The 25477-nt window shown below is 72.2% G+C and carries 24 protein-coding genes and 1 riboswitch; of the genes, 11 read left to right on the plus strand and 13 right to left on the minus strand.

Annotated elements, in window-relative coordinates:
- Positions 1-5: 5 nt before the first annotated feature.
- From cobI to ACFYWX_RS42420, 10 genes are all read right to left on the minus strand, one after another.
- Positions 6-755, minus strand: coding sequence for a precorrin-2 C(20)-methyltransferase (gene cobI / locus ACFYWX_RS42375; protein WP_389430606.1), 750 nt, complete (start codon positions 753-755; stop codon positions 6-8).
- On the minus strand, positions 752-2170 hold the full coding sequence (locus tag ACFYWX_RS42380) for a cobyrinate a,c-diamide synthase (protein WP_389430607.1): 1419 nt from the start codon (positions 2168-2170) through the stop codon (positions 752-754). The genes cobI and ACFYWX_RS42380 overlap by 4 nt, the downstream gene beginning before the upstream one ends.
- The gene (cobO, locus tag ACFYWX_RS42385; protein ID WP_389430609.1) at positions 2167-2775 is read right to left on the minus strand and encodes a cob(I)yrinic acid a,c-diamide adenosyltransferase; all 609 of its coding nucleotides are present in this window, start codon (positions 2773-2775) and stop codon (positions 2167-2169) included. The genes ACFYWX_RS42380 and cobO overlap by 4 nt, the downstream gene beginning before the upstream one ends.
- Positions 2775-4805 carry a putative cobaltochelatase gene (locus ACFYWX_RS42390; protein ID WP_389430610.1) on the minus strand — a complete coding sequence of 677 codons (2031 nt, stop codon included), beginning with the start codon at positions 4803-4805 and terminating at the stop codon, positions 2775-2777. The genes cobO and ACFYWX_RS42390 overlap by 1 nt, the downstream gene beginning before the upstream one ends.
- On the minus strand, positions 4802-8458 hold the full coding sequence (gene cobN / locus ACFYWX_RS42395) for a cobaltochelatase subunit CobN (RefSeq protein WP_389430612.1): 3657 nt from the start codon (positions 8456-8458) through the stop codon (positions 4802-4804). Before cobN ends, ACFYWX_RS42390 begins: the two co-directional genes overlap by 4 nt.
- Positions 8455-9966 (minus strand): cobyric acid synthase, encoded by a 1512-nt coding sequence (locus ACFYWX_RS42400; protein ID WP_389430614.1) that lies wholly within the window; start codon positions 9964-9966, stop codon positions 8455-8457. Before ACFYWX_RS42400 ends, cobN begins: the two co-directional genes overlap by 4 nt.
- On the minus strand, positions 9963-11015 hold the full coding sequence (locus ACFYWX_RS42405) for a cobalamin biosynthesis protein (RefSeq protein WP_389430615.1): 1053 nt from the start codon (positions 11013-11015) through the stop codon (positions 9963-9965). Before ACFYWX_RS42405 ends, ACFYWX_RS42400 begins: the two co-directional genes overlap by 4 nt.
- A 99-nt stretch (positions 11016-11114) precedes the next feature.
- Positions 11115-11257: riboswitch (cobalamin riboswitch) on the minus strand.
- Between the two features lie 141 nt (positions 11258-11398).
- Entirely contained in the window at positions 11399-11620 is a 222-nt protein-coding gene (locus tag ACFYWX_RS42410) for a hypothetical protein (RefSeq protein ID WP_389430616.1), read from the minus strand.
- Positions 11621-11654: 34 nt separating this feature from the next.
- Positions 11655-12890, minus strand: a complete 1236-nt coding sequence (locus ACFYWX_RS42415; protein WP_389430618.1) for an anion permease — start codon at positions 12888-12890, stop codon at positions 11655-11657.
- Positions 12891-13033: 143 nt separating this feature from the next.
- Positions 13034-13783, minus strand: coding sequence for a lysozyme (locus ACFYWX_RS42420; RefSeq protein ID WP_389430620.1), 750 nt, complete (start codon positions 13781-13783; stop codon positions 13034-13036).
- Positions 13784-13906: 123 nt separating this feature from the next.
- Here ACFYWX_RS42420 and ACFYWX_RS42425 point away from each other — a divergent pair, with 123 nt between their 5' ends.
- From ACFYWX_RS42425 to ACFYWX_RS42435, 3 genes are all read left to right on the plus strand, one after another.
- Entirely contained in the window at positions 13907-14638 is a 732-nt protein-coding gene (locus ACFYWX_RS42425) for a class II aldolase/adducin family protein (protein ID WP_389430621.1), read from the plus strand.
- Between the two features lie 239 nt (positions 14639-14877).
- Positions 14878-16005 carry an alpha/beta hydrolase family protein gene (locus tag ACFYWX_RS42430; protein ID WP_389430623.1) on the plus strand — a complete coding sequence of 376 codons (1128 nt, stop codon included), beginning with the start codon at positions 14878-14880 and terminating at the stop codon, positions 16003-16005.
- Positions 16006-16185: 180 nt separating this feature from the next.
- A complete protein-coding gene (locus ACFYWX_RS42435) occupies positions 16186-17652 on the plus strand; it encodes a hypothetical protein (RefSeq protein WP_389430624.1) in 1467 nt (488 codons plus the stop codon).
- An 11-nt stretch (positions 17653-17663) separates the two neighbouring features.
- Here the strand turns inward: ACFYWX_RS42435 and ACFYWX_RS42440 are convergent, their stop codons facing one another.
- Positions 17664-18077: a VOC family protein gene (locus tag ACFYWX_RS42440; RefSeq protein ID WP_389430626.1), complete on the minus strand. Its 414-nt coding sequence runs from the start codon at positions 18075-18077 to the stop codon at positions 17664-17666.
- Positions 18078-18274: 197 nt separating this feature from the next.
- On the opposite strand from ACFYWX_RS42440, the gene ACFYWX_RS42445 reads away from it, so the two are divergent.
- From ACFYWX_RS42445 to ACFYWX_RS42455, 3 genes are all read left to right on the plus strand, one after another.
- Positions 18275-19873 (plus strand): ABC-F family ATP-binding cassette domain-containing protein, encoded by a 1599-nt coding sequence (locus ACFYWX_RS42445; RefSeq protein ID WP_389430628.1) that lies wholly within the window; start codon positions 18275-18277, stop codon positions 19871-19873.
- Between the two features lie 324 nt (positions 19874-20197).
- Positions 20198-20419, plus strand: coding sequence for a helix-turn-helix domain-containing protein (locus ACFYWX_RS42450; RefSeq protein ID WP_004002281.1), 222 nt, complete (start codon positions 20198-20200; stop codon positions 20417-20419).
- A 117-nt stretch (positions 20420-20536) separates the two neighbouring features.
- Positions 20537-21340, plus strand: coding sequence for an enoyl-CoA hydratase/isomerase family protein (locus ACFYWX_RS42455; protein ID WP_389430630.1), 804 nt, complete (start codon positions 20537-20539; stop codon positions 21338-21340).
- 7 nt (positions 21341-21347) lie between these two features.
- On the opposite strand, the gene ACFYWX_RS42460 is transcribed toward ACFYWX_RS42455, so the two are convergent.
- Complete coding sequence (locus tag ACFYWX_RS42460) at positions 21348-22073, minus strand: nucleopolyhedrovirus P10 family protein (protein WP_389430631.1); 726 nt, start codon at positions 22071-22073, stop codon at positions 21348-21350.
- An 88-nt stretch (positions 22074-22161) separates the two neighbouring features.
- Here ACFYWX_RS42460 and ACFYWX_RS42465 point away from each other — a divergent pair, with 88 nt between their 5' ends.
- The 5 genes from ACFYWX_RS42465 (at position 22162) to amaP (ending at position 24633) form a co-directional block, all read left to right on the plus strand.
- Complete coding sequence (locus tag ACFYWX_RS42465; protein WP_389430632.1) at positions 22162-22647, plus strand: Asp23/Gls24 family envelope stress response protein; 486 nt, start codon at positions 22162-22164, stop codon at positions 22645-22647.
- Positions 22648-22739: 92 nt separating this feature from the next.
- Positions 22740-22925, plus strand: coding sequence for a hypothetical protein (locus tag ACFYWX_RS42470; RefSeq protein ID WP_037668301.1), 186 nt, complete (start codon positions 22740-22742; stop codon positions 22923-22925).
- 6 nt (positions 22926-22931) lie between these two features.
- Positions 22932-23345: an Asp23/Gls24 family envelope stress response protein gene (locus ACFYWX_RS42475; protein WP_389430634.1), complete on the plus strand. Its 414-nt coding sequence runs from the start codon at positions 22932-22934 to the stop codon at positions 23343-23345.
- Complete coding sequence (locus ACFYWX_RS42480) at positions 23342-24049, plus strand: DUF6286 domain-containing protein (RefSeq protein WP_389430635.1); 708 nt, start codon at positions 23342-23344, stop codon at positions 24047-24049. The genes ACFYWX_RS42475 and ACFYWX_RS42480 overlap by 4 nt, the downstream gene beginning before the upstream one ends.
- 5 nt (positions 24050-24054) lie before the next feature.
- The gene (gene amaP, locus ACFYWX_RS42485; protein WP_389430636.1) at positions 24055-24633 is read left to right on the plus strand and encodes an alkaline shock response membrane anchor protein AmaP; all 579 of its coding nucleotides are present in this window, start codon (positions 24055-24057) and stop codon (positions 24631-24633) included.
- An 86-nt stretch (positions 24634-24719) separates the two neighbouring features.
- Here the strand turns inward: amaP and ACFYWX_RS42490 are convergent, their stop codons facing one another.
- Entirely contained in the window at positions 24720-25475 is a 756-nt protein-coding gene (locus ACFYWX_RS42490; RefSeq protein ID WP_389430637.1) for an SDR family oxidoreductase, read from the minus strand.
- Positions 25476-25477: the final 2 nt, after the last annotated feature.

Genomic DNA, 25477 nt, shown 5'->3' on the forward strand with positions numbered 1-25477 from the left:
GGCGGTCACAGCTTGCCGCCCCGCCCGCCGTCGCGTCGCGCGGGCGCGATCAGCGTCGACAGATACGGCAGCGGAGCCCCGTCGAGGCCGGCGGCCGACTGGATCGACTCGTCGGCGAGCCCGAGGGCCGACCCCCACACGGCGTCGCCGATCCGCCCGGTCTCCCGCAGTGCCTCCGCGACCTCGCCGGCCTGCCGCCCGAACTTGTAGGCGACGACCGTCCCGGGCCCGGCCAGCGCGTCCTTCAGCACCGCCGACCCCGCCGTCACCGGCACCAGCGTCAACGGCTCGGTCCCCTCGGTGAGCACGGCACCCGACCGGGCCGCCAGATCCTGCATGGCGGTGATCCCGGGCACGGTCTCGACGCCGACACCCGGCACCAGCTCGGCGATGGTCTGCGCGAGATAGGTGAACGTGGAGTACACGTTCGGGTCGCCGATCGTCGCGAAGGCGACCGAGCCGTGCTCCCGCAACAGCCCCGCCACCCGCTCGCCCGCCGCGTCCCAGGCGGCCTCCCGCCGCGCCCGGTCGGTGCGCTCGTTCAGCGCGAACACCACCCGCACGACCTTCTCCTCGGGCACGTAGTGCAGCACGGTCGCCTCGGCCCGCCCGCGCTCCCCGCCGTCCTTTCCGTCCGGCGCAGCCATCACGGGCACGACCACCACATCGGCGGCCCGCAGCGCGTTGACCCCCTTGACGGTCACCAGCTCCGGATCGCCCGGCCCGACCCCGACTCCGATCAGCCTGCTGCTCATGACGTCCGGCACCTCTCCACGAACCGACGGGCCACACCGGGCTCGGACGCCCAGTGCGTGTGCAGATAACTCGCGTGCACACCACGCTGTACGAAACCTTCGACCCGCCGCAGCGGAGCGCGCACCCCCCACGCGGGAGCAGCGCCCGAACCCGGCTCGACGACGGTCCGGTGAAACTCGTGCCCCCGCATCCGCGTCCCGGCCACGGCGAGCGCGCTGTCACTCACGGCCACCGCGTCCCGATACCCGAGGGTCAGCCGCTCCGACATCCGGGCGGTGGCATCGAGCACCCCGCACATCGGCAGCCTGTCCAGTTCCTGGCACAGATACAGCAGCCCGGCACACTCGGCGGCGACGGGAGCCCCGGACTCCGCGAGGTCCGCAACGGCCTTCCTCAGCGGCTCGTTGGCGGACAGCTCGGCGGCGTACACCTCGGGGAATCCACCACCGATCACCAACCCAGCCGTGCCTTCCGGCAGTCGCTCGTCCCGGAGAGGATCGAAGGGGACGACCTCGGCACCGGCGGCGGTGAGGAGCTCGGTGTGCTCGGCGTAGGAGAAGGTGAACGCGGACCCACCGGCTACGGCAACGCGCGGCGCGGGCTCCTCTGCGTGCGGCGTCGGCTTCTGCTCCTGCTTCTCGGCCGGCCGAGTCGGGTGGCCGTGGGTGGGCGAGGTCATTGCCTCAGCCGCGTCCCAGGCCGCACCCGACAACGCACCCGCACTCCGCGCGAGCGCCATCAGGGCGTCCAAGTCGCAGCCCCGGGACACCTGCGCGGCCATCGCCCCGACGGCGTCGACCGCTTCCCCCCGCCGCTCGGCGACCGGCACCAACCCCAGATGCCGCGACGGCGTATCCACCTGAGCCACCCGCCGCAGCACCCCGAGCACCGGCACCCCCGCCGAGTCCAGCGCCTCCCGCAACAGCTCCTCATGCCGATCCGACGCGACCTTGTTCAGAATCACGCCCCCGACCCGAACCTCCGGATCCCAGGACGCGAACCCGTGCACCAGGGCCGCAACGGACCGAGACTGCGACGACGCGTCGACGACCAGCACCACCGGCGCCCGCAACAGCTTCGCGACATGAGCCGTGGACGCCAGCTCCCCTTCCCCCGCGGCCCCGTCGTACATCCCCATCACACCCTCGACGACGGCGATGTCACACCCGCCCGCACCGTGCGCGAACAGCGGCCCGACCAACTCCGGCCCGCACAGGTACGCGTCGAGGTTCCGTCCCACGCGCCCGGTGGCGAGGGCGTGATACCCGGGGTCGATGTAGTCCGGCCCGACCTTGTGCGGGGACACGGCGAGCCCCCGCGCGGCGAACGCGGCCATCAGCCCCGTGGCAACGGTGGTCTTGCCGCTGCCCGAGGAGGGCGCGGCGATGACCAGTCGTGGGACGGAAGAAGTCACCACTCGATGCCCCTCTGCCCCTTCTGCCCGACGTCCATGGGGTGTTTGACCTTGGACATGTCGGTCACCAGGTCGGCGAGGTCCACGAGCTTCTCCGGAGCGTTGCGCCCCGTGATCACCACATGCTGGGTCCCGGGCCGGTTGCGCAGGACGTCGACGACCTCATCGGTGTCGACCCATCCCCAGTGCATCGGGTACGCGAACTCGTCGAGCACGTACAGCTGGTACGTCTCGGCGGCGAGGTCCCGCTTGACCTGCTCCCAGCCCTCCCGGGCCTTCTCCTCGTTGCTGACGTTGTCCCCCTGCAGGTCGCGCTGCACCCACGACCAGCCCTCACCCATCTTGTGCCAGGCGACGGACCCGCCCTCACCGGAGTCCCCGAGCACCCGCAGCGCCCGCTCCTCGCCGACCTTCCACTTCGCCGACTTGACGAACTGGAACACCCCGATGGGCCACCCCTGGTTCCAGGCACGCAGAGCGAGCCCGAACGCAGCGGTCGACTTGCCCTTCCCGACGCCCGTGTGCACGACGACCAGCGGCCGATTACGACGCTGACGAGTCGTCAGTCCGTCGTCCGGCACGACACTCGGCTGCCCCTGCGGCATTACGCGGCCCTCCTCGAATAGCCCTGAACGTCCCTGACCAGCCCGGCGATCGAGTCCGCCCGCAACTCGTCCAGCGTCACGGCCGTACCCTCCAGCTCACCGGCGAGCTGCCCCGCGAGCCCCAGCCGCACGGGCCCCGACTCGCAGTCCACGACCACGGAGGCGGTGCCCTCGGCCGCGAACAGCCGAGCCGCCCGCCCGGCGAGCGCAACGGGTTCCGGCCCTCCGGTGGCCCGCCCGTCCGTCACGACGACGACCAGCGGCCGCCGCGCCGGATCCCGCAGCCGCTCCACGCGCAGCACGTCGTGCGCCTTGAGCAGTCCGGCGGCGAGCGGCGTCCGCCCGCCGGTCGGCAGCGACTCCAGCCGGGCCGCCGCCGCGTCCACGGATGACGTCGGAGGCAACGCCACATCGGCCGCAGACCCCCGGAAGGTCACCAGCCCCACCTTGTCCCGCCGCTGGTAGGCGTCGAGGAGCAGCGACAGCACAGCACCCTTCACGGCACTCATCCGCTGCCGCGCCGCCATCGACCCGGAGGCGTCCACGACGAACAGCACGAGGTTGCCCTCGCGCCCCTCCCGGGTCGCCTGCCGCAGATCGTCCCGACGCACGACCAGACCCGGCCCCGACCTGCCCCGCGCCCGCTGGTGCGGCGCGGCCGCCTGCACGGTCGCCGCCAGATGCAGCTTGGTGAGCGTCCCCCGGGGCCGCCGGGCCCCGGTCGTCCGTCCGTGCTCGGTCCGCGCCCGTGAACGCCGCCCGGCGGCACCCTCACCGATGCCGGGCACGCTGAGCACCTTGGTGCGGAACGGCTCGGAGGCCCGTGCGGCGGACTGCTCGGCAGCTCCCGAAGCCTGCGGCTGACCGTCCTCACCGGCCTCGGGCCGCGCCCCGGTGTCGCCCCCTTCGGGCCCCTCCGACGGCGGCTCCCCGCCACCTCCACCGGGCCCGTCGGGCCCGGAATCGGGGTCGGGATCTGGGTCGTGGTCGGGATCTGGGTCGGGGTCGTCGTCGGGGGAGTCCCCGAACTCCTCCAGCGTCTCGTCCAGCTTGTCCTCGTCGAGCCCCGGCGCATCGAAGGGATTCCGTCGCCTGCGGTGCGGCAGCGCGAGCAGCGCCGCCTGCCGCACGTCCTCCGCCAGCACATCGGTCCGCCCGGCCCACGCGGCCAGCGCCGTCGCCGTACGCGCCATCACGATGTCGGCACGCATGCCGTCCACCTCGAAGGCCGCGCAGGTCGCCGCGATCTGCCTGAGCGCCCCGTCGCCCAGCCGCACCGACGGCAACAACTTCCGCGCCGCCACGATCCGCGCCCGTACGGCGGTCTCCTCGTCGGCCCACCTCGCCGCGAACCCTGCGGGATCGTCGTCGTACGCCAGCCGCCTGCGCACGACCTCCACCCGCTGCTCCGGCTCCCGCGAGGCCGCGACCTCGACGGTCAGACCGAACCGGTCGAGCAACTGCGGCCGCAGCTCGCCCTCTTCGGGGTTCATGGTGCCGACGAGCAGGAAGCGGGCGGCGTGCCGTACGGAGACACCCTCGCGCTCGACGTACGAGGCGCCCATCGCGGCCGCGTCCAGCAGCAGGTCGACGAGGTGGTCGTGGAGCAGGTTGACCTCGTCGACGTACAGAATCCCGCGGTGCGCGTCCGCGAGGAGCCCCGGCTCGAACGCCTTCACGCCCTCCGCCAGCGCCCGCTCGATGTCCAGCGCGCCGACCAGCCGGTCCTCGGAGGCGCCGACGGGCAGCTCGACCATCCGGGCCGGCCGCTCGATGCCGGCGCCGACTTCGTGCGGCCCGTCCGGGCACGCGGGGTCGAGCTTGGCGGGGTCGCAGGAGAAACGGCACCCGGGGACGACCGGGACCTCCGGCAGCAGCGCGGACAACGCCCGCACCGCGGTGCTCTTCGCGGTCCCCTTCTCCCCGCGCACCAACACTCCACCGACCGCCGGCGACACCGCGTTCAACAGCAGCGCGAGCCGCAGATCGTCCTGCCCGACGACAGCCGTGAACGGAAAGGGGGTACTCACTTTTCGTCGCCCTCCAAGTCGCCTTCGAGCTCCAGGTAGGTGGCGCGCAGCCGCTCCAGCGTGTCCGCGTCCGGCTCGGCCCACAGACCGCGGTCGGCGGCCTCCAGCAGCCGCTCCGTGATGCCGCGCAGCGCCCAGGGGTTGGACTTCTTCATGAAGTCCCGGTTCTCCGCGTCGAAGACGTACTCCGCGCTGAGCTTCTCGTACATCCAGTCGTCGACGACCCCGGCCGTGGCGTCGTAGCCGAAGAGGTAGTCGACGGTCGCCGCCATCTCGAAGGCGCCCTTGTAGCCGTGGCGCCGCATCGCCGCCATCCAGCGCGGGTTGACCACGCGGGCGCGGAAGACGCGGTGGGTCTCCTCACCGAGGGTGCGGGTCTTGACCTGGTCGGGGACGGCGGAGTCACCGACGTACGCCTCGGGGGAGGCCCCCGTCAGATGGCGCACCATGGCGACCATGCCGCCGTGGTACTGGAAGTAGTCGTCGGCGTCGACGAGGTCATGCTCACGCGTGTCCACGTTCTTCGCGGCGACCGCGATCCGCTTGAACGCCGTCTCCATGTCCCCGCGCGCCGCCCTGCCGTCGAGCCCGCGCCCGTAGGCGTAGCCGCCCCACACCGCGTACACCTCGGCGAGGTCGGCGTCGGAGCGCCAGTTGCGGGCGTCGATCAGGGGCAGCAGACCCGCGCCGTACGCGCCCGGCTTGGAGCCGAAGATGCGGGCCGTGGCCCGGCGCCGGTCGCCGTGCTCGGCGGTGTCCGCGTCGGCGTGCGCCCGCACGAAGTTCCGTTCGCCCGGCTCGTCCAGCTCGGCCACCGCCCGCACCGCGTCGTCGATCAGCCCGACGACGTGCGGGAAGGCGTCCCGGAAGAACCCGGAGATACGCACCGTGACGTCGATGCGCGGCCGGCCCAGCTCCTCCAGGCCCACCACCTCGAAGCCGGTCACGCGCCTCGACGCGTCGTCCCACACCGGACGGCAGCCCAGCAACGCCAGGATCTCGGCGATGTCGTCGCCCTGGGTGCGCATGGCGGACGTACCCCAGACCGTCAGGCCGACGGACTTCGGGTACTCGCCGGTGTCCTGGAGGTAGCGCTGCACCAGCGAGTCCGCGAGGGACTGCCCGACCTCCCAGCTCAGCCGGGAGGGGATCGCCTTGGGGTCGACGGAGTAGAAGTTGCGCCCGGTCGGGAGCACGTTGACCAGACCGCGCGTCGGCGAACCGGACGGACCCGCCGGGACGTAACCGCCGTCGAGGGCGTGCAGGATGTGCCCGATCTCGTCGGTGGTCTTCTCCAGCCGGGGCACGACCTCGGTGCAGGCGAACTCCAACACCGCGACGGCGTCCGGGAGTTCGGCGGCGGCCACCTCACGGACGAGGGCGGGGACCGCCGTCACGTCCCACGCCCGGGCCTCCATGCCCTCCGCCATCCGCCGGCACAGCTGCTCCAGCAGGTCGATCGCGTCGGCCGCCGTACGGGACGGGCCCTCGACCAGGTCCGTCAGCTCCACCGGCAGCTTCACCGGCGCACCCGGCTCGGCCAGCAGCTCCTTCTCCACCAGCCCGAAGTGTGCGGCGAGCGACGCCCGCAGACCCGGCAGCGCGTTCGCCTTGCCGCCCCACACCTGCGAGGCGCGCAGCACGGCCAGCACCAGGTTGACGCGCGGTTCGCCGACCGGACCGCCGCCGAGGATGTGCAGCCCGTCCCGGATCTGCACGTCCTTGATCTCGCACAGGTAGCCGTCGATGTGCATGACGAACTCGTCGAAGTCGTCGTCGCCGGGCTGCTCGTCCACGTGCAGGTCGTTGTGGAGCTCGGCCGCCTTCACCAGCGTCCAGATCTGCGCGCGGACGGCCGGGGCCTTCGTCGGGTCCAGGTCGGAGACGAGCGCGTACTCGTCGAGGAGCTGCTCCAGCTTGGCCAGGTCGCCGTAGGTGTCGGCCCGCGCCATCGGCGGCACCAGGTGGTCGACGACCGTGGCGTGTCCGCGCCGCTTGGCCTGTGTGCCCTCACCGGGGTCGTTGACGATGAACGGGTAGATCAGCGGCAGGTCGCCGAGGACGGCGTCCGGCGCGCACCCCCCGCTCAGCCCCAGCCCCTTGCCCGGCAGCCACTCCATCGTGCCGTGCTTGCCCATGTGGACGATCGCGTCGGCGCCGAAACTGTTCTCCAGCCAGCGGTAGGCGGCCATGTAGTGGTGCGACGGGGGCATGTCGGGGTCGTGGTAGATCGCGATCGGGTTCTCCCCGAAGCCGCGCGGCGGCTGGATCATCACGACGACGTTCCCGAACTGGAGGGAGGCCAGCACGATCTCGTCCCCGTCCACGTACAGACCGCCCGGCGGCTCGCCCCACGCCTGAAGCATCCCGTTGCGCAGCTCGGGGTCGAGCTTGTCGAACCACGCCCGGTAGTCGGCGAGCGGCACCCGCGCGGGCGCGGAGGCCAGCTGCTCCTCCGTCAGCCACTCCACGTCGTGGCCGCCGGCCTCGATGAGCCGGTGGATCAGCTCGTCGCCGTTGTCGGGGTACTCGGTGAGCGAGTAGCCGGCTTCCCTGAGGGCGTCCAGCACCCGAACCGCCGAAGCGGGCGTGTCGAGCCCGACCGCGTTGCCGACCCGCGAGTGCTTGGTGGGGTAGGCGGTGAAGACGAGCGCGATCTTCTTCTCCGCGTTCGCCGTGTGCTTGAGCCGCGCGTGCCGTACGGCGATCCCGGCGACCCGCGCCGCCCGCTCGGGGTCGGCGACGTACACGGGCACGTCGTCGGGGCCCTGCTCCTTGAACGAGAACGGGACGGTGATGAGGCGTCCGTCGAACTCGGGGATCGCGACCTGCATCGCCGCGTCCATGGGGGAGAGGGCGGCGTCGGACTCGTCCCAGGCCTGCTTCGACGACGTGAGGCAAAGGCCCTGAAGCACGGGGATGTCGAGGTCGGCCAGCGCCCCGATGTCCCACGACTCCTCGTCGCCGCCCGCGGAGGCCTGCGAGGCGTGCGTGCCGCCGGCGGCGAGGACGGTGGCGACGAGGGCGTCGGCCGTGTCGAGGATCGTGAAGAGACCGGCGTCGGCACCCCGCAGCGAACCGCAGAACACGGGGAGGGCGTTGGCGCCCCGAGCCTCGATCGCGTCGCACAGGGTGTCCACGAAGGCGGTGTTGCCGCTGAGTTCATGAGCCCGGTAGAAGAGCACACCGACGGTCGGACGGCCGTCCACGAAGGCACGCTCGCCGTGAACTCCGTACTCCGGCATCTTCTGCGGTTCGACGAAACCCTCGCCGGTCAGCAGCACGGTGTCGGACAGGAACCGCGCCAGCTCCGTGAGGTTGGCGGGCCCGCCCTCGACGAGGTAGCGCAGCGCCTCCGCCACGACACCGGCCGGGACGGACGACTCGGCCATCAACTCCGCGTCCGGAACGGCCTCGCCACCCAGCAGCACGGTCGGGATGCCGGACGCCTTCAGCGCGGCGAGCCCGTCCTCCCAGGCACGCTTGCCGCCGAGGAGGCGTACGACGGCGATGTCCGCGCCCGCGACGAGGCCGGGCAACTCCTGCGCCACGTCCACCCGGGTCGGGTTGCCGATCCGGTAGGTGGCACCGGAGGCGGCCCGAGCCGCCAACAGATCGGTGTCGGCGGTCGACAACAACAACACAGTGCTCATGCGGGCGCTCCCGGTGGAATGAAGGGCAGTCCTTGCGGCGCGCCGGACTCGATGAGCCGCCACAGCGCGTCCGTGTCCGCGTGCAGTTCGATCAGGTCGCCGAGCCGGTCGAGCTGCTCCTCGCGCAGCGCGGCGAACGACGTGTCGGGGGCGGGCACGAAGCGACGGCCCGCGGCGGCCGCCACCTCGCGCAGGAAGGCCCGCCGGAAACCGTCCGACTCCAGCGAGCCGTGCCAGTGCGTGCCCCAGGTCTGGCCGACCCGGCAGCCGTCCAAGAAGGGCTCTCCGCCTGCGATCTCGGCGACCCCGTGATGGATCTCGTACCCCTCGACCCGCTCGCCGAGGGCTTCCCCCACCGGCCGGGTGAGGGTCTTCTCGCGGGCGAACCGCACCCGCACGGGCAGGATCCCGAGACCCTCGACGTGCCCGCGCCGGCTCTCGACCTCGTCCTCGATGTGCTCACCGAGGATCTGGAAGCCGCCGCAGACACCGAGGACCGGCCTGTGCTCGGCGGCCCTGCGGGCGATGGCCTGCGCGAGCCCCCTCTCCCGCAGCCACTCCAGCGCCTTGACGGTCCCCCGGGTCCCCGGGATCACGACCAGATCGGCGTCGACCAGCTCCTCCGGCCGGTCCACGAACCGCACGACGACACCCGGCTCGGCGGCCAGCGCGTCCACGTCGGTGAAGTTGGACATGAGGGGGATCGCGCAGACGGCGACGCGCAGCACGTCCGCACCGACGGGCGGCGCGACGTTCGATTCCCGCACCGTGCCCCGCAGCGAGACCCGCAGCCCGTCCTCCTCGTCGATGCCGAGGCCGTGCCGGAAGGGCAGGACGCCGTACGTGTGCCGTCCGGTGAGCCCGTGCAGCATGTCGAGGCCCGGCTCCAGCAGCGAGACGTCCCCCCGGAACTTGTTCACGAGGAACCCGGCGACCCACTCCTGGTCCTCGGGCGACAGCAGGGCGACGGTCCCGAAGAAGGAGGCGAACACACCCCCGCGGTCGATGTCGCCGACGACGAGCACGGGGAGCCGCGCGTTGCGGGCGATCCCCATGTTCACGATGTCGGTCCGCCGCAAGTTGATCTCGGCGGGACTGCCGGCCCCCTCACAGATCACCGCGTCATACGTGCCCCGCAACTCGGCGAGACAGTCCAACACGGTCCCGAGCAGCTTCTGCTGCCGCCCACCGTGATAGCCACGCGCGCCCATCTCACCCACGGGCTTCCCGAGCAGCACGACCTGACTGCTCTGCTCCCCGCCCGGCTTGAGCAGCACCGGATTCATCAGCGCGGTCGGCTCCACCCGACAGGCCTGCGCCTGCATGGCCTGCGCCCGCCCGATCTCGGCACCCTCCCGCGTCACGAACGAGTTGAGCGACATGTTCTGCGCCTTGAACGGCGCGACCTTGACCCCCTGCCGCACCAGCCACCGACAGATCCCGGCGGTGACGACACTCTTCCCGGCATCGGAGGTAGTACCGGCGACCAACAGCCCACGTCCGGTCATGCGCGACCTCCCAACCGCTGTGGGCAGTCGTTCCGCAGGGCGATGGGGGTCCCCCCGCTCGAGCGAAGCCGAGAGTGGGGGAGGGTGGGCACAGCCGACAGCGCCGGGCGCCGTGCCACCCGCCCCCGCAGTAGCGAACCGGCCGCACTCACCCCCAGCGCCAGCCAACTCACCCGCCGAGACAACCGAACAGCCCGCTCAATGTCCGAAACCTCCACCGCACGCCCCTCCCCGTTCAGCACAGGCCGATGCTCAACACGCCCCCCGTACGACAACGTCCCCCCCAGCCGCACCCCGAGCGCCCCCGCGAACGACGCCTCCACAGGCCCGGCGTTCGGACTCGGATGCTTGGCCGCATCAGTACGCCAGGCCCGTACGGCCCCTCGGGCGTCCCCTCCGGCCACGGTGGCGAGCACCGCAGTCACCCGCGCCCCCGGCCACCCCACGACATCGTCGAGCCGCGCGGACGCCCACCCGTACCGCCGATGACGAGCCGACTTGTGCCCGACCATCGCGTCAAGCGTGTTGACGGCCCGAAACCCGAGCAGCCCCGGCACTCCCGCGATCCCGCCCCACACCAGCGCCCCCACCACCGCGTCCGACGTGTTCTCCGCGACGGACTCCACCACCGCCCGGGCGATCCCGTCCGCGTCGAGGGCCTGCGGGTCCCGCCCGCACAGATGCGGCAGCCGCTCCCGCGCCCCGTCGACGTCCCCCGCTTCGAGTGCGCGCCCGATGGTCCGGGCCTCCCGGCCGAGGGAGGTTCCGCCGACGACGGCCCAGGTGGCGGCCGCGGTCAGGGCGAAGGAGGCGGCGGGGGAGGACCGTACGCAACGCGCCGCGGCGGCGCCGAGGCCGACGGCCCCGCCCGCGCAGACGGCGGTGTGCAGCGCGCCCCACCCCCGGTGGTCGCGCCACAGCGCCCGCTCGACGGCACCCGCGGCCCGGCCGAACGCGGCGACCGGGTGTCCGCGGCGCGGATCGCCGAGGAGCAGGTCACCGAGGAGGCCGGCGGCGGCGCCGTACGCGAAGACGCGATCGGCACCCATCGGCTCAGCCGACCGTGGGGTCGGGAAACGACCTGGTGCTGGACCTCAATCGGCAGCCGAGCATGGCGATATGTCCTCACTCAGGGTGTCCACGCCCTGGTTCGACGAGACCGGCGGTGAGAGTTCCTGGCTCCCGGGGCTTTCTACCCCGGTGACAGTGGCGGGACCGCGCCGGATTCGCACCGGCTTCCTCTTCTGCCGCCGTACATGGCTCCGGCAGTCCACCACGGCCCCGGAAGAGCCGTCAACTTGCTGTTGACCTGCGACGGGAGAGTGTGCAGAACCCCACACACAAGTGGGGTGCGGGACGGTCTTCCGTCCCGCACCCCACGTGGTGCGCGTGTGTCGCCGATCAGACGCCGATCAGACCGATCAGGTGCCGATCAGACGATGATCAGGGAGATCCCGTACGCCACCGCCGCCGCGCACGCCGCGAAGCACGCGTACGCGCCGGTGACCGCGAGAGCGGCGGAGCCGCCCTGGGCCGCGGCCCGCTCGCGGCGGGAGAGGCCGACGATGCCGAGGGTGAACAGGGCCACGAGGGCCACGGTGACCACGAGGCTGACCCCGAAGACGGAGCCGAGAGCCGCCCAGTCGATCTTCATGCTGTCTCTTCCTTCGTACCTGGCCGGCTGCGGCTCAGACGGTGGTGGTGGCCGACGGGGCGGACTCGGCCGCGGGGGCCGGGATGGTCGCCGACAGGTCCTCGGCCATCGTGCCCGCGGGCGGCGGGGTCACCGCGGCGATCGCGGTGGTCACCACGCCGGGCGGCTCCTCGGCGTCGTTGACGTTGCTGTGGTCGACGACCTCGCGGCGCGAGATCTTCCAGATCGCGGCGCTGGAGGCGATGAGGAAGACGGCGACGACGGCCGTGCCCCAGGTGCCGAAGCCGGTCACGTACTCGGCGAGCGCGCCGACCAGGGCCGCGGCCGGGAGCGTGAGGCCCCAGGCGACGAACATGCGGGTGGCGGTCGACCAGCGGACGACGCCGCCCTTGCGGCCCAGGCCCGCGCCCATCACCGAGCCGGAGACCGAGTGGGTGGTGGAGAGGGAGAAGCCGAGGTGGGAGGAGGCCAGGATGACCGTCGCGGCGCTGGTCTGGGCGGCGAAGCCCTGCTGCGGCTGGAGGTCGGTCAGGCCCTTGCCCATGGTGCGGATGATGCGCCAGCCGCCGAGGTAGGTGCCGAGCGCGATGGCGAGGCCCGCGGAGAGGATGACCCAGGTGGGCGGGTCGGAGTCGGGGGCGACGGCGCCGCCGGCGACCAGGGCGAGGGTGATGATGCCCATCGTCTTCTGGGCGTCGTTCGTGCCGTGCGCGAGGGAGACCAGGCCGGCGGAGGCGATCTGGCCCGCGCGGTAGCCCTTCTCGGCGGCCTTGCCGTCGGCCTTCTTGCCGAGGGTGTAGGACAGGCGGGTGGCGAGCAGCGCGGCGATGCCCGCGACCAGCGGGGCCGCGATCGCCGGGATCAGGACCTTGGTGACGAGTACGTCGCTGTGGACCGCGCCGACGCCCGCCGAGGCGATGGTGGCGCCGATCAGACCGCCCATGAGGGCGTGCGAGGAACTGGAGGGCAGGCCCACCAGCCAGGTCAGCAGGTTCCAGAGGATCGCGCCGACCAACGCGGCGAAGATGACCTCGGGACGGATGCCGGTCTCGTCGACGAGACCCTTGGAGATCGTGTTGGCGACCTCCACCGAGAGAAAGGCGCCTACAAGGTTGAGCACGGCGGACATGGCCACCGCGACCTTGGGCTTGAGTGCACCGGTCGAGATGGTTGTGGCCATCGCGTTGGCGGTGTCGTGGAAACCGTTCGTGAAATCGAACGCGAGTGCGGTTACGACCACAATCGCGAGGATCAGCGAGAAGCTTTCCATTTACCCAGGCAATCGTTCGAAGTCATTGGCTGGACGACCGTAGGCAACCTGGATGAACGGAAGATGAACTAGGACGGGCGCTGAAGTGTCACAAAAGGAGGGCCGCCGCTCCGCTCCGGAACGGCGGCCCGCACGCCGTGCGACTAGGAGCCGCGGGCGAGCTTCCTCAGTCCGCTTCCGGTGCCGTTGAAGAGATTCTGGTCACCCGGCAGGGTGCCGCCGTTGTCGTACTGCCAGAAGGTCCACAACGACCAGCCGGCGGGCAGCGCCCCGGCGTCGGCGGAGTCGTGACGGGCGATCCACAGGGCGTGGTTGGAGGCGAAGGCGCGGCTGCCGCCGGTGCAGGTGTTCCACCAGTGGGTGGTCGTGTAGATCACCGGGCGGCGGCCGGTGAGCCGCTTCATCTCGGCACTGAACGACGCGATCCAGCCGACCATCCTCGCCGCGCTCAGGCCGTAGCACTTGTGCTTCTTGTCGTACGGGTTGTATTCGATGTCGAGCGCGGGCGGCAGCGTCCAGCCGTCCGCGGTCCAGCCGCCGCCGTTGCGCACGAAATGCGCCGCCTGTGCCCTGCCCGACGACTTGTCCGGCACCGCGAAGTGGTACGCGCCGCGCATCAGGCCCGCGTCGCGCGAGCCGTTGTACTGCTGGTCGAAGTGCGGGTTGCGGTAGTCCGTGGACTCGGTCGCCTTGATGTAGACGAACCGGGCGCCCTCGGCCTTCGCCCGCTGCCAGTCCACGTTCCTCTGGTGGGACGAGACGTCGTGTCCCCGCGGCAGGGCCGCCGCCGACGCCGGTATCTCGATGAGCGCGGTGCACCCGATGGCGAGCGCCGTCACGTGCGCCGCGAGCACGCGGACACGGAGACGGGACGGTTTGCGGTCACGGGCCATGTTTCCCCCCGGAATGGCGACGTGCAGACAAATCCCCCGAAGGCTACGCGAAGATCCACGAAACCACGTCGATCTCCGGCCAATCCCGGGCGCACTGGGGCCGCCCCCTGGCAAGATCGCCGCATGGCCGAGCAGCCGAGGGACCGACGGGGTGAACGGGATGCACGGGGGCGCGAGCGGGAGGCGCGGGAGCCGCGAGGGAGGCGGGTGACCGACGAGGAGGCGACGGCCTGGCAGGCGCTCGTCGCCACCGCCCGGCGGACCGTCGCCGACGGCCTGGTCGTCGGGACCTCGGGCAACGTGTCGGTGCGCGTCGGCGACACCGTCCTCGTGACGCCCTCGGGCGTGCCGTACGACCGCCTGACGCCGGACGACGTGACCGGCGTCGACCTCGACGGGCGGCAGGTCCACGGCACGCTGGTGCCGACCAGCGAACTGCCCATGCACCTCGCGGTGTACCGCACCACCGACGCCCGCGCCGTCGTCCACACCCACGCCGTGCACGCCACCGCCGTCTCCACGCTCGTGACCGAACTCCCCTCCGTCCACTACATGACCGGCGCCCTCGGCGGCCCCGTCCGCGTCGCCCGATACGCGACCTACGGCACCGACGAGTTGGCCGAGAACGTTCGGGACGCTCTCACCGACCGTTCCGGCTGCCTCCTCCAGAACCACGGCACGATCACCTACGGCACCACCCTGGATCAGGCCTACGACCGCACGGCCCAACTCGAGTGGATGTGCCGCCTGTGGCTCACCGCGTCATCGGTACCCGGCCTGACCCCGAGCCTGCTGTCGGAGGAACAGGTGGCGGAGGCGGGGGAGCGGCTGCGGGGATACGGGCAAAGAGGGTGAGGGAGCGGCGAGGCCGGGCACCGGGATGACGGCATGAGCCTGCTCTGCGCCGACCGGGGTACGGCAATGGGGTGAGCCTTCTCGTCGCCGTGCGCCGTCGCCTCTCCGGGGTACTCCCCGCAGCGCTCTCCGCAGCACGCCCCGCACCACGCCCGGCCTCTCGCCCCGCACCATCCCTCGCGTCACTCCGAGCCGCCGCACCGCTGGCCGGGGGCGGGGCCCGCCGGGACACTGGAGCCGTGCCCACTGTCAAAGCGACGGCCGCCGCCGTCACCGCAGTCCTCGCCGTCGGCGCGGCCGGCGTCGCCGCGGGCCGGTTCGCGAGCGACGCGGCGCTCCGGCCGACACCGGGCAGGCCGCTGCCCACCGAACCCCGGCTCACCGTGCACGGCACAGCGGCGGGCCGCATCACCCTCACCCGCGCCCTGGCCTCCCAGCGCCCCGGCACCTACGGCCTCGCCGGCGACGGCTCCCACGCGGTCGTCGGCGCCGTCCTCGACACCACCCCGCACCCCGCCGACACCGTCGTACGCCGCCTGGAACGCGTCACCCACGGCACCCTGAACCCGGGCGACGCGGTGTGGTTCACCCCCAACGTGCACATCGGCAACCCGAGCGCCGCCCTCGGCCTGGACCACGCCGACGTCGACGTCCCCGGGGAGCTCGGCGCACTGCCGGCCTGGTTCGTGCCCGGCGCCCGCGACACCTGGGTGATCGCGGTGCACGGCCTGGGCGCCACCCGCGAACACACGATGAACGTCATGGAGTTCCTGCACCGCCACCGCTTCCCGGTGCTCGCCCTCGCCTACCGCGGCGACCTCGGCGCGCCCCGCTCCCCGGACGGCCTCCACCACTTCGGCGAGACCGAGTGGCGCGACGTGGACGCGGCGATCCGGTACGCGGTGCGGTACGGCGCCCAGCGCGTCGTCCTGCACGGCTGGTCCACCGGCGCCACCATGGCGCTGCGCGCCGCCGCGCACTCCGGGCTGAGCGAGCGCGTGTCGGGGCTGGTCCTCGACTCCCCGGTCCTCGACTGGGAGGCCACGGTACGGGCGCTCGCCGCCGCACGCCGGACACCGAGCGCGCTGCTCCCGCTGGCCGTCCGGGCCGCGCAGGGCCGCACCGGGCTGGACGGCCGCCGCATCGCCGAGGCCGCCGACCCCGACCGGCTCCGGGTCCCCACGCTGATCCTCCACGGCCCCGACGACACGATCGCCCCCTGGAACACCTCCCGCCGCCTCGCCGCCCGCCGCCCCGGCCTGGTGGCCCTCCACACGGTCCCGCAGGCCCCCCACGGCGCCATGTGGAACGCCGACCCCAAGGGCTACGAAGAGGTCCTACGCCGCTTCCTCACCCCCCTGATGTAATCCGGGCCCGGCAATCCCCACCCCCCGTTCCACACCGGTCGTCCTCATTCCGTTTAAGGCCGTACCACTGGCCTGATCTCGGCCCCGAGCCCCCCACGGGACCCCGTGCGTTGGCCATCCCCGTCGCCCCCCGTGACATTCCGTTTGGGTTTTCGGACCGTCAACCGGAAGACTGCACCCGTGACGTCCCGTATCCCGCGCGACTCCAGGCTTCGACTCGTCCGCCCGCGACCCCTGGCCGCCGCCCCCAGAGCCGTGAACCAGCGGCGCCCGCGCCGCCCCGCACCCCGCCCTCCGGAGGGCACACCGGCCCCCGCGGAGCTGGCCAGAATGGCTCGCTCCGGACTGGCCGCCGCGGCCCGCGTCGCCCGCTGGGCCGACGCCGCCCTCGGCCCCGGCCGCGACGGCCTCACCGCCGACGGCAAGGCCACCCTCGCCGACCTGACCGCCGAACACGCGGCCCGGGAACTGCGCCTGACCCCCGATCAGGTCCGCGCCGACTGGGACACCGCCCGCCTGGCCGGCCTCGTCGAGGTGCACGGCGACAGGGCCCGCCCCGGCTGGCGGCTGCGCGCCTGGCACCGCGACGACAGCGCCGTACTGCGCGGCTGGGTCGCCCTCTTCGACGCCTGGTCGCTCGCCTGCCCCGAGCCCGAGGACGAGGAGCCCGCCGCCGTCGCCGAGGTCGTCTCGGCGATGCCGCAGGTGCTCTCCTTCCTCCAGCTCTCCGCAGGCCCCGTCCCCGTGCCGCAGCTCCTGGACCTGCTCCAGCAGCGGGTCACCGAACTGCGCACAGAACGCTGCGAGATCCCCTACGGCCCGCAGCGCCAGCCGGTGACCCTCGCCGCAGCCGAGCCCGCGTCAGCGGCCGGGCCGGCCGTCGGGCCCATCGCCGACGCCCCCCCGGCACAGCCCGCCGAGGAGACCGAGCTCGCCCCGCTCCTCGACTGGGCCCTGCGTGCTCTCGGCTCCGTCGGCGCCCTCACCTACGGCGACGGACAGGCCACGCTCACCCCGCTCGGCAGCTGGGCCGTCTGGGTCAAACTGGAGCAGATCTGCGTCGCAGCGCAGAGCCCCGCCGGGAACATCGAGCAGGCCGCCGAGGACATGCTCCGCGGCTGCGCCCAACTGCGCCCGAACGCGGCCCGCGCCGAGTACCGCGCCTGGCTCGCCGCCCGCCCCGTCGGCAACGCCGTCACCGAGCTGCTGGCCGCCTCCCGCGGCGAGGACGCCCTGCTGCGCGGCCTCGCCTTCGAGGCCCTGCGCGTCGTCGGCGCCCCCGCCGAGCCCGACGTACGGGCGGTGGTCGAGGATTCGGCGCTGCGGCCGTACGCCCTGCTCTGGCTGGCCGAGCACGACGGCGTCGACCCCGAGGACGCCCACGAGGTGCTCACCCGCGAGGAGGCCACCTGGCTGTGGGTCGACACCGCCGCCGCCGTCGCCGACCACGGCGAGGCCCCGATGCTCGTACGGCACCTGGAGTCCGCGCTCCAGCCGACCGTGCCCGCGCTCCTCGACGAGGTCCGCGCCGTCGGACACCCCCGCACCGTGCAGGTCCTCGTCGCGCTGGCCGCCGCCCACCCCGACCCCGCCCTGGCCAAGGCCGTGCGCCGCGCGGCCTTCCAGGTGCACACCGGGGGCAGCTGAACGGCCGGGTGTCAGCCCGGTATCTCCGGGGCGTAGGTCCCGAAGCTCCAGATGTTGCCCTCGAGGTCGCGGGCCATGTAGTCCCGCGAGCCGTACTCCTGGTCCGTCGGGGGCATCAGGATCTCCGCGCTGTGCTCCACGGCCCGCCGGTGGTGTGCGTCGACATCGTCCACGACGACGTACACCCCGCTCGGGCCCGCACTTTTCATCGCCGTGTCGAAGACACCGCCGGTGCCCTTCGAGCCGAGCATCACCGCGCCGTTGCCCTGCGTCAGTTCGGCGTGCAGCACCAGGCCGTTCTCGCCCTCGTACACGGACAGTTCCGTGAACCCGAAGGCCTCGGTGAGCTGCGTGATCGCCGCCTTGGCGTCCGCGTACACCAGCGTCGGATAGAGGCTCGGGCGTCCACCGCTTCTGCCTGTCATGTCGATCACTCCCTCGTGATCCCTGCCGGAAAGTCCCCTCGTCGCCCAGTGTTGCAGCGGCCACTGACACCTGGACACAGGAAAAGTGGTTGCACGGCCCCGTTAGAATGGCTCCATGGCCATTCTCCTCGCGCATTAGACGGCGGGAACGTCCTCAGCCGCCCATCCCGCCAACGACCCCGCACTGGAGTCTGTCCATGATCTCCGCCTCCGGCATCGAGCTGCGCGCCGGTGCCCGCGTCCTCATCGAGTCCGCCACCTTCCGTGTCGCCAAGGGCGACCGCATCGGCCTGGTCGGCCGCAACGGCGCGGGCAAGACCACCCTCACCAAGGTCCTCGCCGGCGAGGGCGTCCCCGCCGGGGGCCAGGTCACCCGCTCCGGCGAGGTCGGCTACCTCCCGCAGGACCCCCGCACCGGCGACCTCGACGTCCTCGCCCGCGACCGCATCCTCTCCGCGCGCGGCCTGGACACCCTGATCCGCAAGATGCGCGACAACGAACAGCGCATCGCCAACGGCCAGGGCAGCACCCGCGAGAAGGCCCTCAAGCAGTACGAGCGTCAGGAGACGGAGTTCCTCACCAAGGGCGGGTACGCCGCCGAGGCCGAGGCCGCCACCATCGCCGCCGCGCTCAACCTGCCAGACCGGGTGCTCGGCCAGCCCCTGCACACGCTCTCCGGTGGCCAGCGCCGCCGTATCGAGCTGGCCCGGATCCTGTTCTCCGACGCGGACACCCTGCTCCTCGACGAGCCGACGAACCACCTCGACGCCGACTCGATCATCTGGCTGCGCGACTACCTCAAGAGCTACCGCGGCGGCTTCATCGTGATCTCCCACGACGTCGACCTGGTCGAGACGGTCGTCAACAAGGTGTTCTACCTGGACGCCAACCGCGCCCAGATCGACGTCTACAACATGGGCTGGAAGCTCTACCAGCAGCAGCGCGAGGCCGACGAGAAGCGCCGCAAGCGGGAGCGGCAGAACGCCGAGAAGAAGGCCGCCGCGCTGCACTCGCAGGCGGACAAGATGCGTGCGAAGGCCACCAAGACCGTCGCCGCGCAGAACATGGCCAAGCGGGCCGACCGGTTGCTCGCCGGCCTTGAGGCGGTACGGGTCTCCGACAAGGTCGCCAAGCTGCGCTTCCCCGAGCCCGCGCCCTGCGGCAAGACCCCGCTGACGGCGGAGGGCCTGTCGAAGTCGTACGGCTCCCTGGAGATCTTCACCGACGTCGACCTGGCCATCGACAAGGGCTCCCGGGTCGTCATCCTCGGCCTCAACGGTGCCGGCAAGACGACCCTGCTGCGGCTCCTCGGCGGTGTCGAGCAGCCGGACACCGGCGCCGTCGTCCCCGGTCACGGGCTCAAGATCGGTTACTACGCCCAGGAGCACGAGACCCTCGACCCGGACCGCACGGTCCTGGAGAACATGCGCTCGTCCGCCCCCGACATGGATCTGGTCGAGGTCCGCAAGGTGCTGGGCTCGTTCCTGTTCTCCGGCGACGACGTCGACAAGCCGGCCGGGGTCCTCTCCGGCGGCGAGAAGACCCGCCTCGCGCTCGCCACGCTGGTGGTCTCCTCGGCGAACGTGCTGCTCCTCGACGAGCCCACCAACAACCTCGACCCCGCCAGCCGCGAGGAGATCCTCGGGGCGCTGCGCACCTACAAGGGCGCGGTCGTCCTCGTCACCCACGACGAGGGCGCGGTCGAGGCGCTCCAGCCGGAGCGGATCATTCTGCTGCCGGACGGCGTCGAGGACCTGTGGGGCGCCGACTACGCGGATCTCGTCGCCCTGGCATGATCCAAACGCCTATGGATCATTCGGCCCATCCGTGATCCATCATCTGTGTGAGATCTCCTCGTATCGAGGTGTGTCCTACATCGATTTCGCGGCCGATCCCTTTGTCGACAAGGGATCGGCCGTCGCGCGTCTCTGACCTGGTACTTCACGAAAGAACCCGTTCGGCGGTACGGACGCGAGCGTGTGGAATCAGGGATTCCGATTGTGGGGACGCGCTCCTGTCGTCAAAACCCTGTCGCACGGACCTTGCCGAATGGGTGGCCATGAAGGCCCGGAGGGGTGATCATGAGGGGACCAGAGCGCACTTCCCATGAGGAGGCACGGGTGGCCGAGACTCTGAAGAAGGGCAGCCGGGTAACCGGCGCCGCGCGCGACAAGCTCGCGGCAGACCTGAAGAAGAAGTACGACTCCGGTGCGAGCATTCGGGCACTGGCCGAGGAAACCGGCCGCTCGTATGGCTTCGTACACCGGATGCTCAGCGAGTCGGGCGTCACGCTTCGTGGGCGTGGCGGAGCAACGCGGGGCAAGAAGGCCGCATCGTCCTGACTCCGGGCGGCCCATCGGCTTCGATGGTGGCTACCCGGTCGGTCGTCCGATCGGCCGGGTGGTTACTGTGCAGTCACTTAGCTTCGCTCTGCTGACCGCACTCATCGGAGGCGCCCCATGGCCACGTCCGGCCAGGAACTCGTTCCCCTGCTCGACAAGGACGGCGTACGGCTCACCGTCGACGACGCGCTCGCCACGGTGACGCTGAACAACCCGGCCAAGCGCAACGCACAGAGCCCCGCCCTGTGGCGGGCGCTCGCCGAGGCCGGGCGGTTGCTGCCGGGCTCCGTCCGCGTGGTCGTGCTGCGCGGTGAGGGCAAGTCCTTCTCCGCCGGGCTCGACCGGCAGATGTTCACGCCCGAGGGGATCGAGGGCGAGCCCTCGTTCATCGAACTCGCACACAGCGCCGATGCCGAACTGGACGCGGCCATCGCCGAGTTCCAGGAGGGATTCACCTGGTGGCGGCGGAACGACATCGTGTCCATCGCCGCCGTACAGGGGCATGCCATCGGTGCGGGCTTCCAGCTCGCGCTCGCCTGCGACCTGCGCGTCGTCGCCGACGACGTGCAGTTCGCCATGCGCGAGACCAGCCTCGGACTCGTGCCGGACCTGACGGGTACGCATCCGCTGGTCGCGCTCGTCGGGTACGGCCGTGCGGTGGAGATCTGTGTGACCGGGCGGTTCGTGCACGCGGAGGAGGCGGTGAGCTCGGGGCTCGCGAACCTGGCGGTGCCGTCGCAGGAGCTGGACGGGGCCGTGTCCGATCTCGCTGCAGCTGTGTTGGCCGCGCCCCGGGATGCGGTGATCGAGACCAAGGCATTGCTGCGCGGTGCCCAGGGCCGGGACTACGACGGTCAGCGTGCGGCGGAGCGGGCTGCTCAGGCTCGGCGACTGCGGGAGCTGGCCGGCGTGGGCGAGTGAACCTAGTTCACTCCACCGTCGTGACCAGTACCGCCACGGTCGGATGATCATGCAGTGACTCCCAGACCGCCGTGCGTACCGCCCGGGCCACGTCCAGTGCGCGGTGGTCCGCCTGTACCGCGATCTCCACGCGTGCGTGGCGGCGGGGCAGGGCGGTCGTGTCGTCGGTGTGTTCCTCGAAGTGGATCGCGCGGCCCAGGCCGCCCAGGGTGCCCGTCAAGCGGGTCACGCCGGGGACTGCGAGGGCGACCGTGGCGGCGCGGGACTCGTCGGGGGCCGTGCCCGGTCTGGCCTCCGGTGGCTCGGGTGGGCGTACGGGTTCGGGTTCCGACAAGGCATCCAGCAGGGCCGTCACCCGCAGGTCGATCTCCGTCACCGTCAGGCCGAGGCGCTGCGCCGCAGCCGTCGCCAGGGCCGCGCGCAGGCGGGAGGCGACCGTCGGCAGCGGCTCGGACGGCGCCGCCGCGGCGAAGTCCGCCGTCACTCGTAGGGGGCCGGGCGGCAGGGCGCTCGGCGGTGGGGGTACGGCGGCCTCGTAGGTTCCCTCCGGGTCCGCCGATGCGATCCGCAGGGGACCGAGGCGCACCCCGCGCAACTCCCGCACGCCCTGCCGTAGCACCGCCTCCGCCGCGCCCTCCGCGATCCACGCGCCGTCGTGCAGGCCGCCCAGGGGCAGAAGCCTGCCGAGGCCCAACTGCTGCCGTACCGTCTGCGTCCATCCGTCCGCCGTCATTGCTCCAGCCTGCCGCATCCCCGGCGCGCGACGGCGCAACGCCGCTTACTGTGGTCGAAGGAAGACAAATCGGAAGGGACGTGCGGCGATGACCGACATCACGGAGCAGAACCGGACGCAGACCTCCGAAGGCGAGAGGGACACGCCGGTACAGACCCGCAAGACCACCAGGCGAGGCGGCGGGGATCCGGCAACCCGGGGGCGGACCACGATCGCCGACGGTGTGGTGGAGAAGATCGCCGGAATGGCGGCACGGGACGTCGTGGGCGTCTACGCGATGGGCGGCGGACTGTCCCGCACCTTCGGAGCCGTGCGGGATCGGGTGCCCGGCGGGACGAAGTCCGTGTCACGCGGTGTCAAGGTCGAGGTCGGTGAGGTGCAGACCGCGCTCGACCTGGAGATCGTCGTCGAGTACGGCGTGTCGATCACCGAGGTCTCCCAGGCGGTGCGCGAGAACGTCATCGCGGCCATCGAGCGGATGACCGGACTCGAGGTGGTCGAGGTCAACATCGCTGTGAGCGACGTGAAGCTGCCCGAGGAAGAGGAAGAGGAGCCGGAGCCCCGGCTGCAGTGACCGTCCTGGTGACACGTCGCAGTGACACGTCCCAGGGACGTGTCCCGGAACCGAACCGGCTGGCGGACAGGCGGACAGCTGAGGAGCGCACCATGAGCATGGCCGTGGTCGGCATGATCGCCGGCATGGCGCTGGGCTTCGCCGGGTACTTCGGCGGGTTCGGTGCCTTCCTGCTGGTGGCGGCGCTGGGCGCCGTCGGCTTTGTCGTCGGCCGGTTCCTGGAGGGGGACTGGGAACTCGGCGACTTCTTCCGCACACGCGACGAGCGGCGGCGGTGACGTCCGGTGAGTGAAGGGACCGGCGCGCTCGGCACCCGCCCGGCCGTCGTCCCGCCGGGTGAACGGGGCGCCACCCGGATCGCCGACCGCGTCGTCGCGAAGATCGCCTCACAGGCGGCGCGCGAGGCGGTCGGACCCCTGCCCCCGGACGCCGCGCCTCCGCACGCCACGGTGGCGGTGCGTCCCCATGCCCCCGGGCCCCTGCCGACGGGGCAGACCTCGACCGAGGCCGCCCACGTCAGCGTCCATCTCGAACTCGAGTACCCGTGCGACATCGGCGCCCGGAGCCGTCAGGTGCGTCGTCATGTCACCGAGCGGGTAAACGCGTTGGTGGGAATGCAGGTGCCGGAGGTCGCCGTGTACGTCGAACGGCTGCATCCGGAGGCGGCGCACGGCCTGGCACAGGGGAGGACGCGATGAGCGAGCCCCAGGGCTCCGAGGGCACCACACAACGACTGCCGGTCATCGAGAAGGACATCGGCGACGACACCGATACCGACACCGGGACGGGCCGGCCGGCCCAGTCGGCGTCCGCGGCGGAGTACGAACCGCCGCCACCCCTCCTGGACGGCGAGGACGGCGGCAACCGCCGCTTCTGGTCCGCGCGCCGCGTCCCCGCGGGCATCGTCGCGCTGCTGCTCCTGGTCGTCGTGGGGGCCTTCCTCTACGACATCGTCGCCGTGCGCGCCGGCCACACCGCCCTCGCCTGGCGCAAGGAACTGGCCCGGCAACTCGCCGAGCGGCCCCTGGACGACATCTGGGTGCTTCTCGGCGCCGGTGTCACCGCCGCGCTCGGCCTCTGGCTGATCGTGCTGGCGGTCACGCCCGGCCTGCGGGCCGTCCTGCCGATGCGCCGCACACACCCCGACGTACGCCCCGGACTGCACCGGGGCGCCGCCGCGATGGTGCTGCGCGACCGGGCCATGGAGGTCGCCGGCGTGCAGTCGGCACGCGCGCGGGTCGGCCGACGGAAGGCCGACGTCCGCGCGCTCTCCCACTTCCGTGAACTGGACGACGTACGCGCCGACCTGGACGCCACGCTCGCCGACGCGATCCGCGGACTGGGCCTGACCCGGCCGCCCGCGCTGTCGGTGCACGTACGGCGGCCCGGCCGGAAGGGGTGAGGACGATGCTCAGGACCGTCAACCGGGTGCTGATCGGGGTCGTCGGCCTCGTGCTCGTCGTGCTGGGCGGCTCCGTGCTCGCCGTCGGTCTCGGCGCCCCGGCGCCCTCCTGGTGGATCCACGACGGGCGTCACGACGTGCTGCTCAGCGACGCCGAGCGTACCCGCTGGCGGGACGCCGGCTGGTGGTGGCCGGTCGTCATCGCCGTGCTGGCCGTCCTCCTGCTCCTCGTCCTGTGGTGGCTCACCGCGGTCCTGCGCCGACGCCGGCTCGCCGAGGTCCTCGTCGACACGGGCGACGGCGCGGGCGCCCTCCTGCGCGGCCGCGCCCTCCAGACCGTACTGGCCAGGGAGGCAGCGGAGTTGGACGGCGTGGCACACGCCCACGTCCACCTGACCGGCCGCCGCACGGCCCCGGAAACCCGGGTGAGGCTCCAACTGGAACCCCACGTGGACCCCGGAACGGCCTTGCACCAGCTCACGACAGAGGCCCTGGCCCACGCCCGCAACTCGGCGGGCCTCGCGTCACTACCGGCGGAGGTCAGGTTGAGGGCGGTCAAGCACGGTGCGGAGAGGGTGAGTTGAAGCGCCCCCAAAGGGGCGCGGGGCTGTATCGATCTGCGGCTCGGCCGCGTGGGCGTGAGTAACCCACCGCGGCCCGCACCCCCAACTCAAAACCCGTGCCGCATCCCACCGTCAACAGGCACCATGATCCCGGTCAGGTAAGAAGCAGCGGGCGACAACAAGAACGCCGCCGTCCGCCCGAACTCCTCCGGCGCCCCGTACCGCCGCAACGGAATCCGCGACTCGTTGGCCGCACGCGTGGCCTCGGGATCCGCGGACAGCCCGTCCAGCTCGCGCACGCGATCCGTGTCGATGCGAGCCGGCAGCAACCCCACCACCCGAATGTTGCGCGGCCCCAACTCGTCGGACAGGGACTTCGCGAACCCGGCCAGCCCCGGCCGCAGCCCGTTCGAGATCGTCAGCCCGGGAATGGGCTCGTGCACCGACCCCGACAGCACGAACCCGATGACCCCGCCCGCCTCCAACTCCGCCGCCGCCGTGCGAGCGAACCGCACCGCACCGAGGAACACCGACTCGAACGCCGCCTGCCACTGCTCGTCCGTGTTGTCGGCGACGAAGCCGGGAGGCGGCCCGCCGACGCTGACGAGGATGCCGTCGAAGCCCCCGAAGTGCTCGCGCGCGGCCGCGATCAGCCGCGCCGGCGCCTCGGGGTCGGCGTTGTCCACGGCGACGCCGACCGCGTTCGGGCCCAGCCCGGTCGCGGCGTCGGCGGCGCGCTGCTCGTCCCGGCCGGTGACGATCACCTTCGCCCCGTCGGCCACGAGCTCGCGCGCGGCCGCGTTGCCGAGGCCGCGCGTGGCCCCGGTGACGACGTACACCCGGTCCTTCAGTCCAAGATCCATGG

Origin of the sequence: Streptomyces sp. NPDC002888 (genome assembly GCF_042888465.1) — a bacterium.
Taxonomy (GTDB): domain Bacteria; phylum Actinomycetota; class Actinomycetes; order Streptomycetales; family Streptomycetaceae; genus Streptomyces.

Bases quoted from the DNA above. Each gene is read 5' to 3' on its own strand.
- cobI (WP_389430606.1), bottom strand. From the start codon at position 755: ATGAGCAGCAGGCTGATCGGAGTCGGGGTCGGGCCGGGCGATCCGGAG.
- cobO (WP_389430609.1), bottom strand. From the start codon at position 2,775: ATGCCGCAGGGGCAGCCGAGTGTCGTGCCGGACGACGGACTGACGACT.
- cobN (WP_389430612.1), bottom strand. From the start codon at position 8,458: ATGAGCACTGTGTTGTTGTTGTCGACCGCCGACACCGATCTGTTGGCG.
- ACFYWX_RS42400 (WP_389430614.1), bottom strand. From the start codon at position 9,966: ATGACCGGACGTGGGCTGTTGGTCGCCGGTACTACCTCCGATGCCGGG.
- ACFYWX_RS42405 (WP_389430615.1), bottom strand. From the start codon at position 11,015: ATGGGTGCCGATCGCGTCTTCGCGTACGGCGCCGCCGCCGGCCTCCTC.
- ACFYWX_RS42410 (WP_389430616.1), bottom strand. From the start codon at position 11,620: ATGAAGATCGACTGGGCGGCTCTCGGCTCCGTCTTCGGGGTCAGCCTC.
- ACFYWX_RS42415 (WP_389430618.1), bottom strand. From the start codon at position 12,890: ATGGAAAGCTTCTCGCTGATCCTCGCGATTGTGGTCGTAACCGCACTC.
- ACFYWX_RS42420 (WP_389430620.1), bottom strand. From the start codon at position 13,783: ATGGCCCGTGACCGCAAACCGTCCCGTCTCCGTGTCCGCGTGCTCGCG.
- ACFYWX_RS42425 (WP_389430621.1), top strand. From the start codon at position 13,907: ATGGCCGAGCAGCCGAGGGACCGACGGGGTGAACGGGATGCACGGGGG.
- ACFYWX_RS42440 (WP_389430626.1), bottom strand. From the start codon at position 18,077: ATGACAGGCAGAAGCGGTGGACGCCCGAGCCTCTATCCGACGCTGGTG.
- ACFYWX_RS42445 (WP_389430628.1), top strand. From the start codon at position 18,275: ATGATCTCCGCCTCCGGCATCGAGCTGCGCGCCGGTGCCCGCGTCCTC.
- ACFYWX_RS42455 (WP_389430630.1), top strand. From the start codon at position 20,537: ATGGCCACGTCCGGCCAGGAACTCGTTCCCCTGCTCGACAAGGACGGC.
- ACFYWX_RS42460 (WP_389430631.1), bottom strand. From the start codon at position 22,073: ATGACGGCGGACGGATGGACGCAGACGGTACGGCAGCAGTTGGGCCTC.
- ACFYWX_RS42465 (WP_389430632.1), top strand. From the start codon at position 22,162: ATGACCGACATCACGGAGCAGAACCGGACGCAGACCTCCGAAGGCGAG.
- ACFYWX_RS42470 (WP_037668301.1), top strand. From the start codon at position 22,740: ATGAGCATGGCCGTGGTCGGCATGATCGCCGGCATGGCGCTGGGCTTC.
- ACFYWX_RS42480 (WP_389430635.1), top strand. From the start codon at position 23,342: ATGAGCGAGCCCCAGGGCTCCGAGGGCACCACACAACGACTGCCGGTC.
- amaP (WP_389430636.1), top strand. From the start codon at position 24,055: ATGCTCAGGACCGTCAACCGGGTGCTGATCGGGGTCGTCGGCCTCGTG.
- ACFYWX_RS42490 (WP_389430637.1), bottom strand. From the start codon at position 25,475: ATGGATCTTGGACTGAAGGACCGGGTGTACGTCGTCACCGGGGCCACG.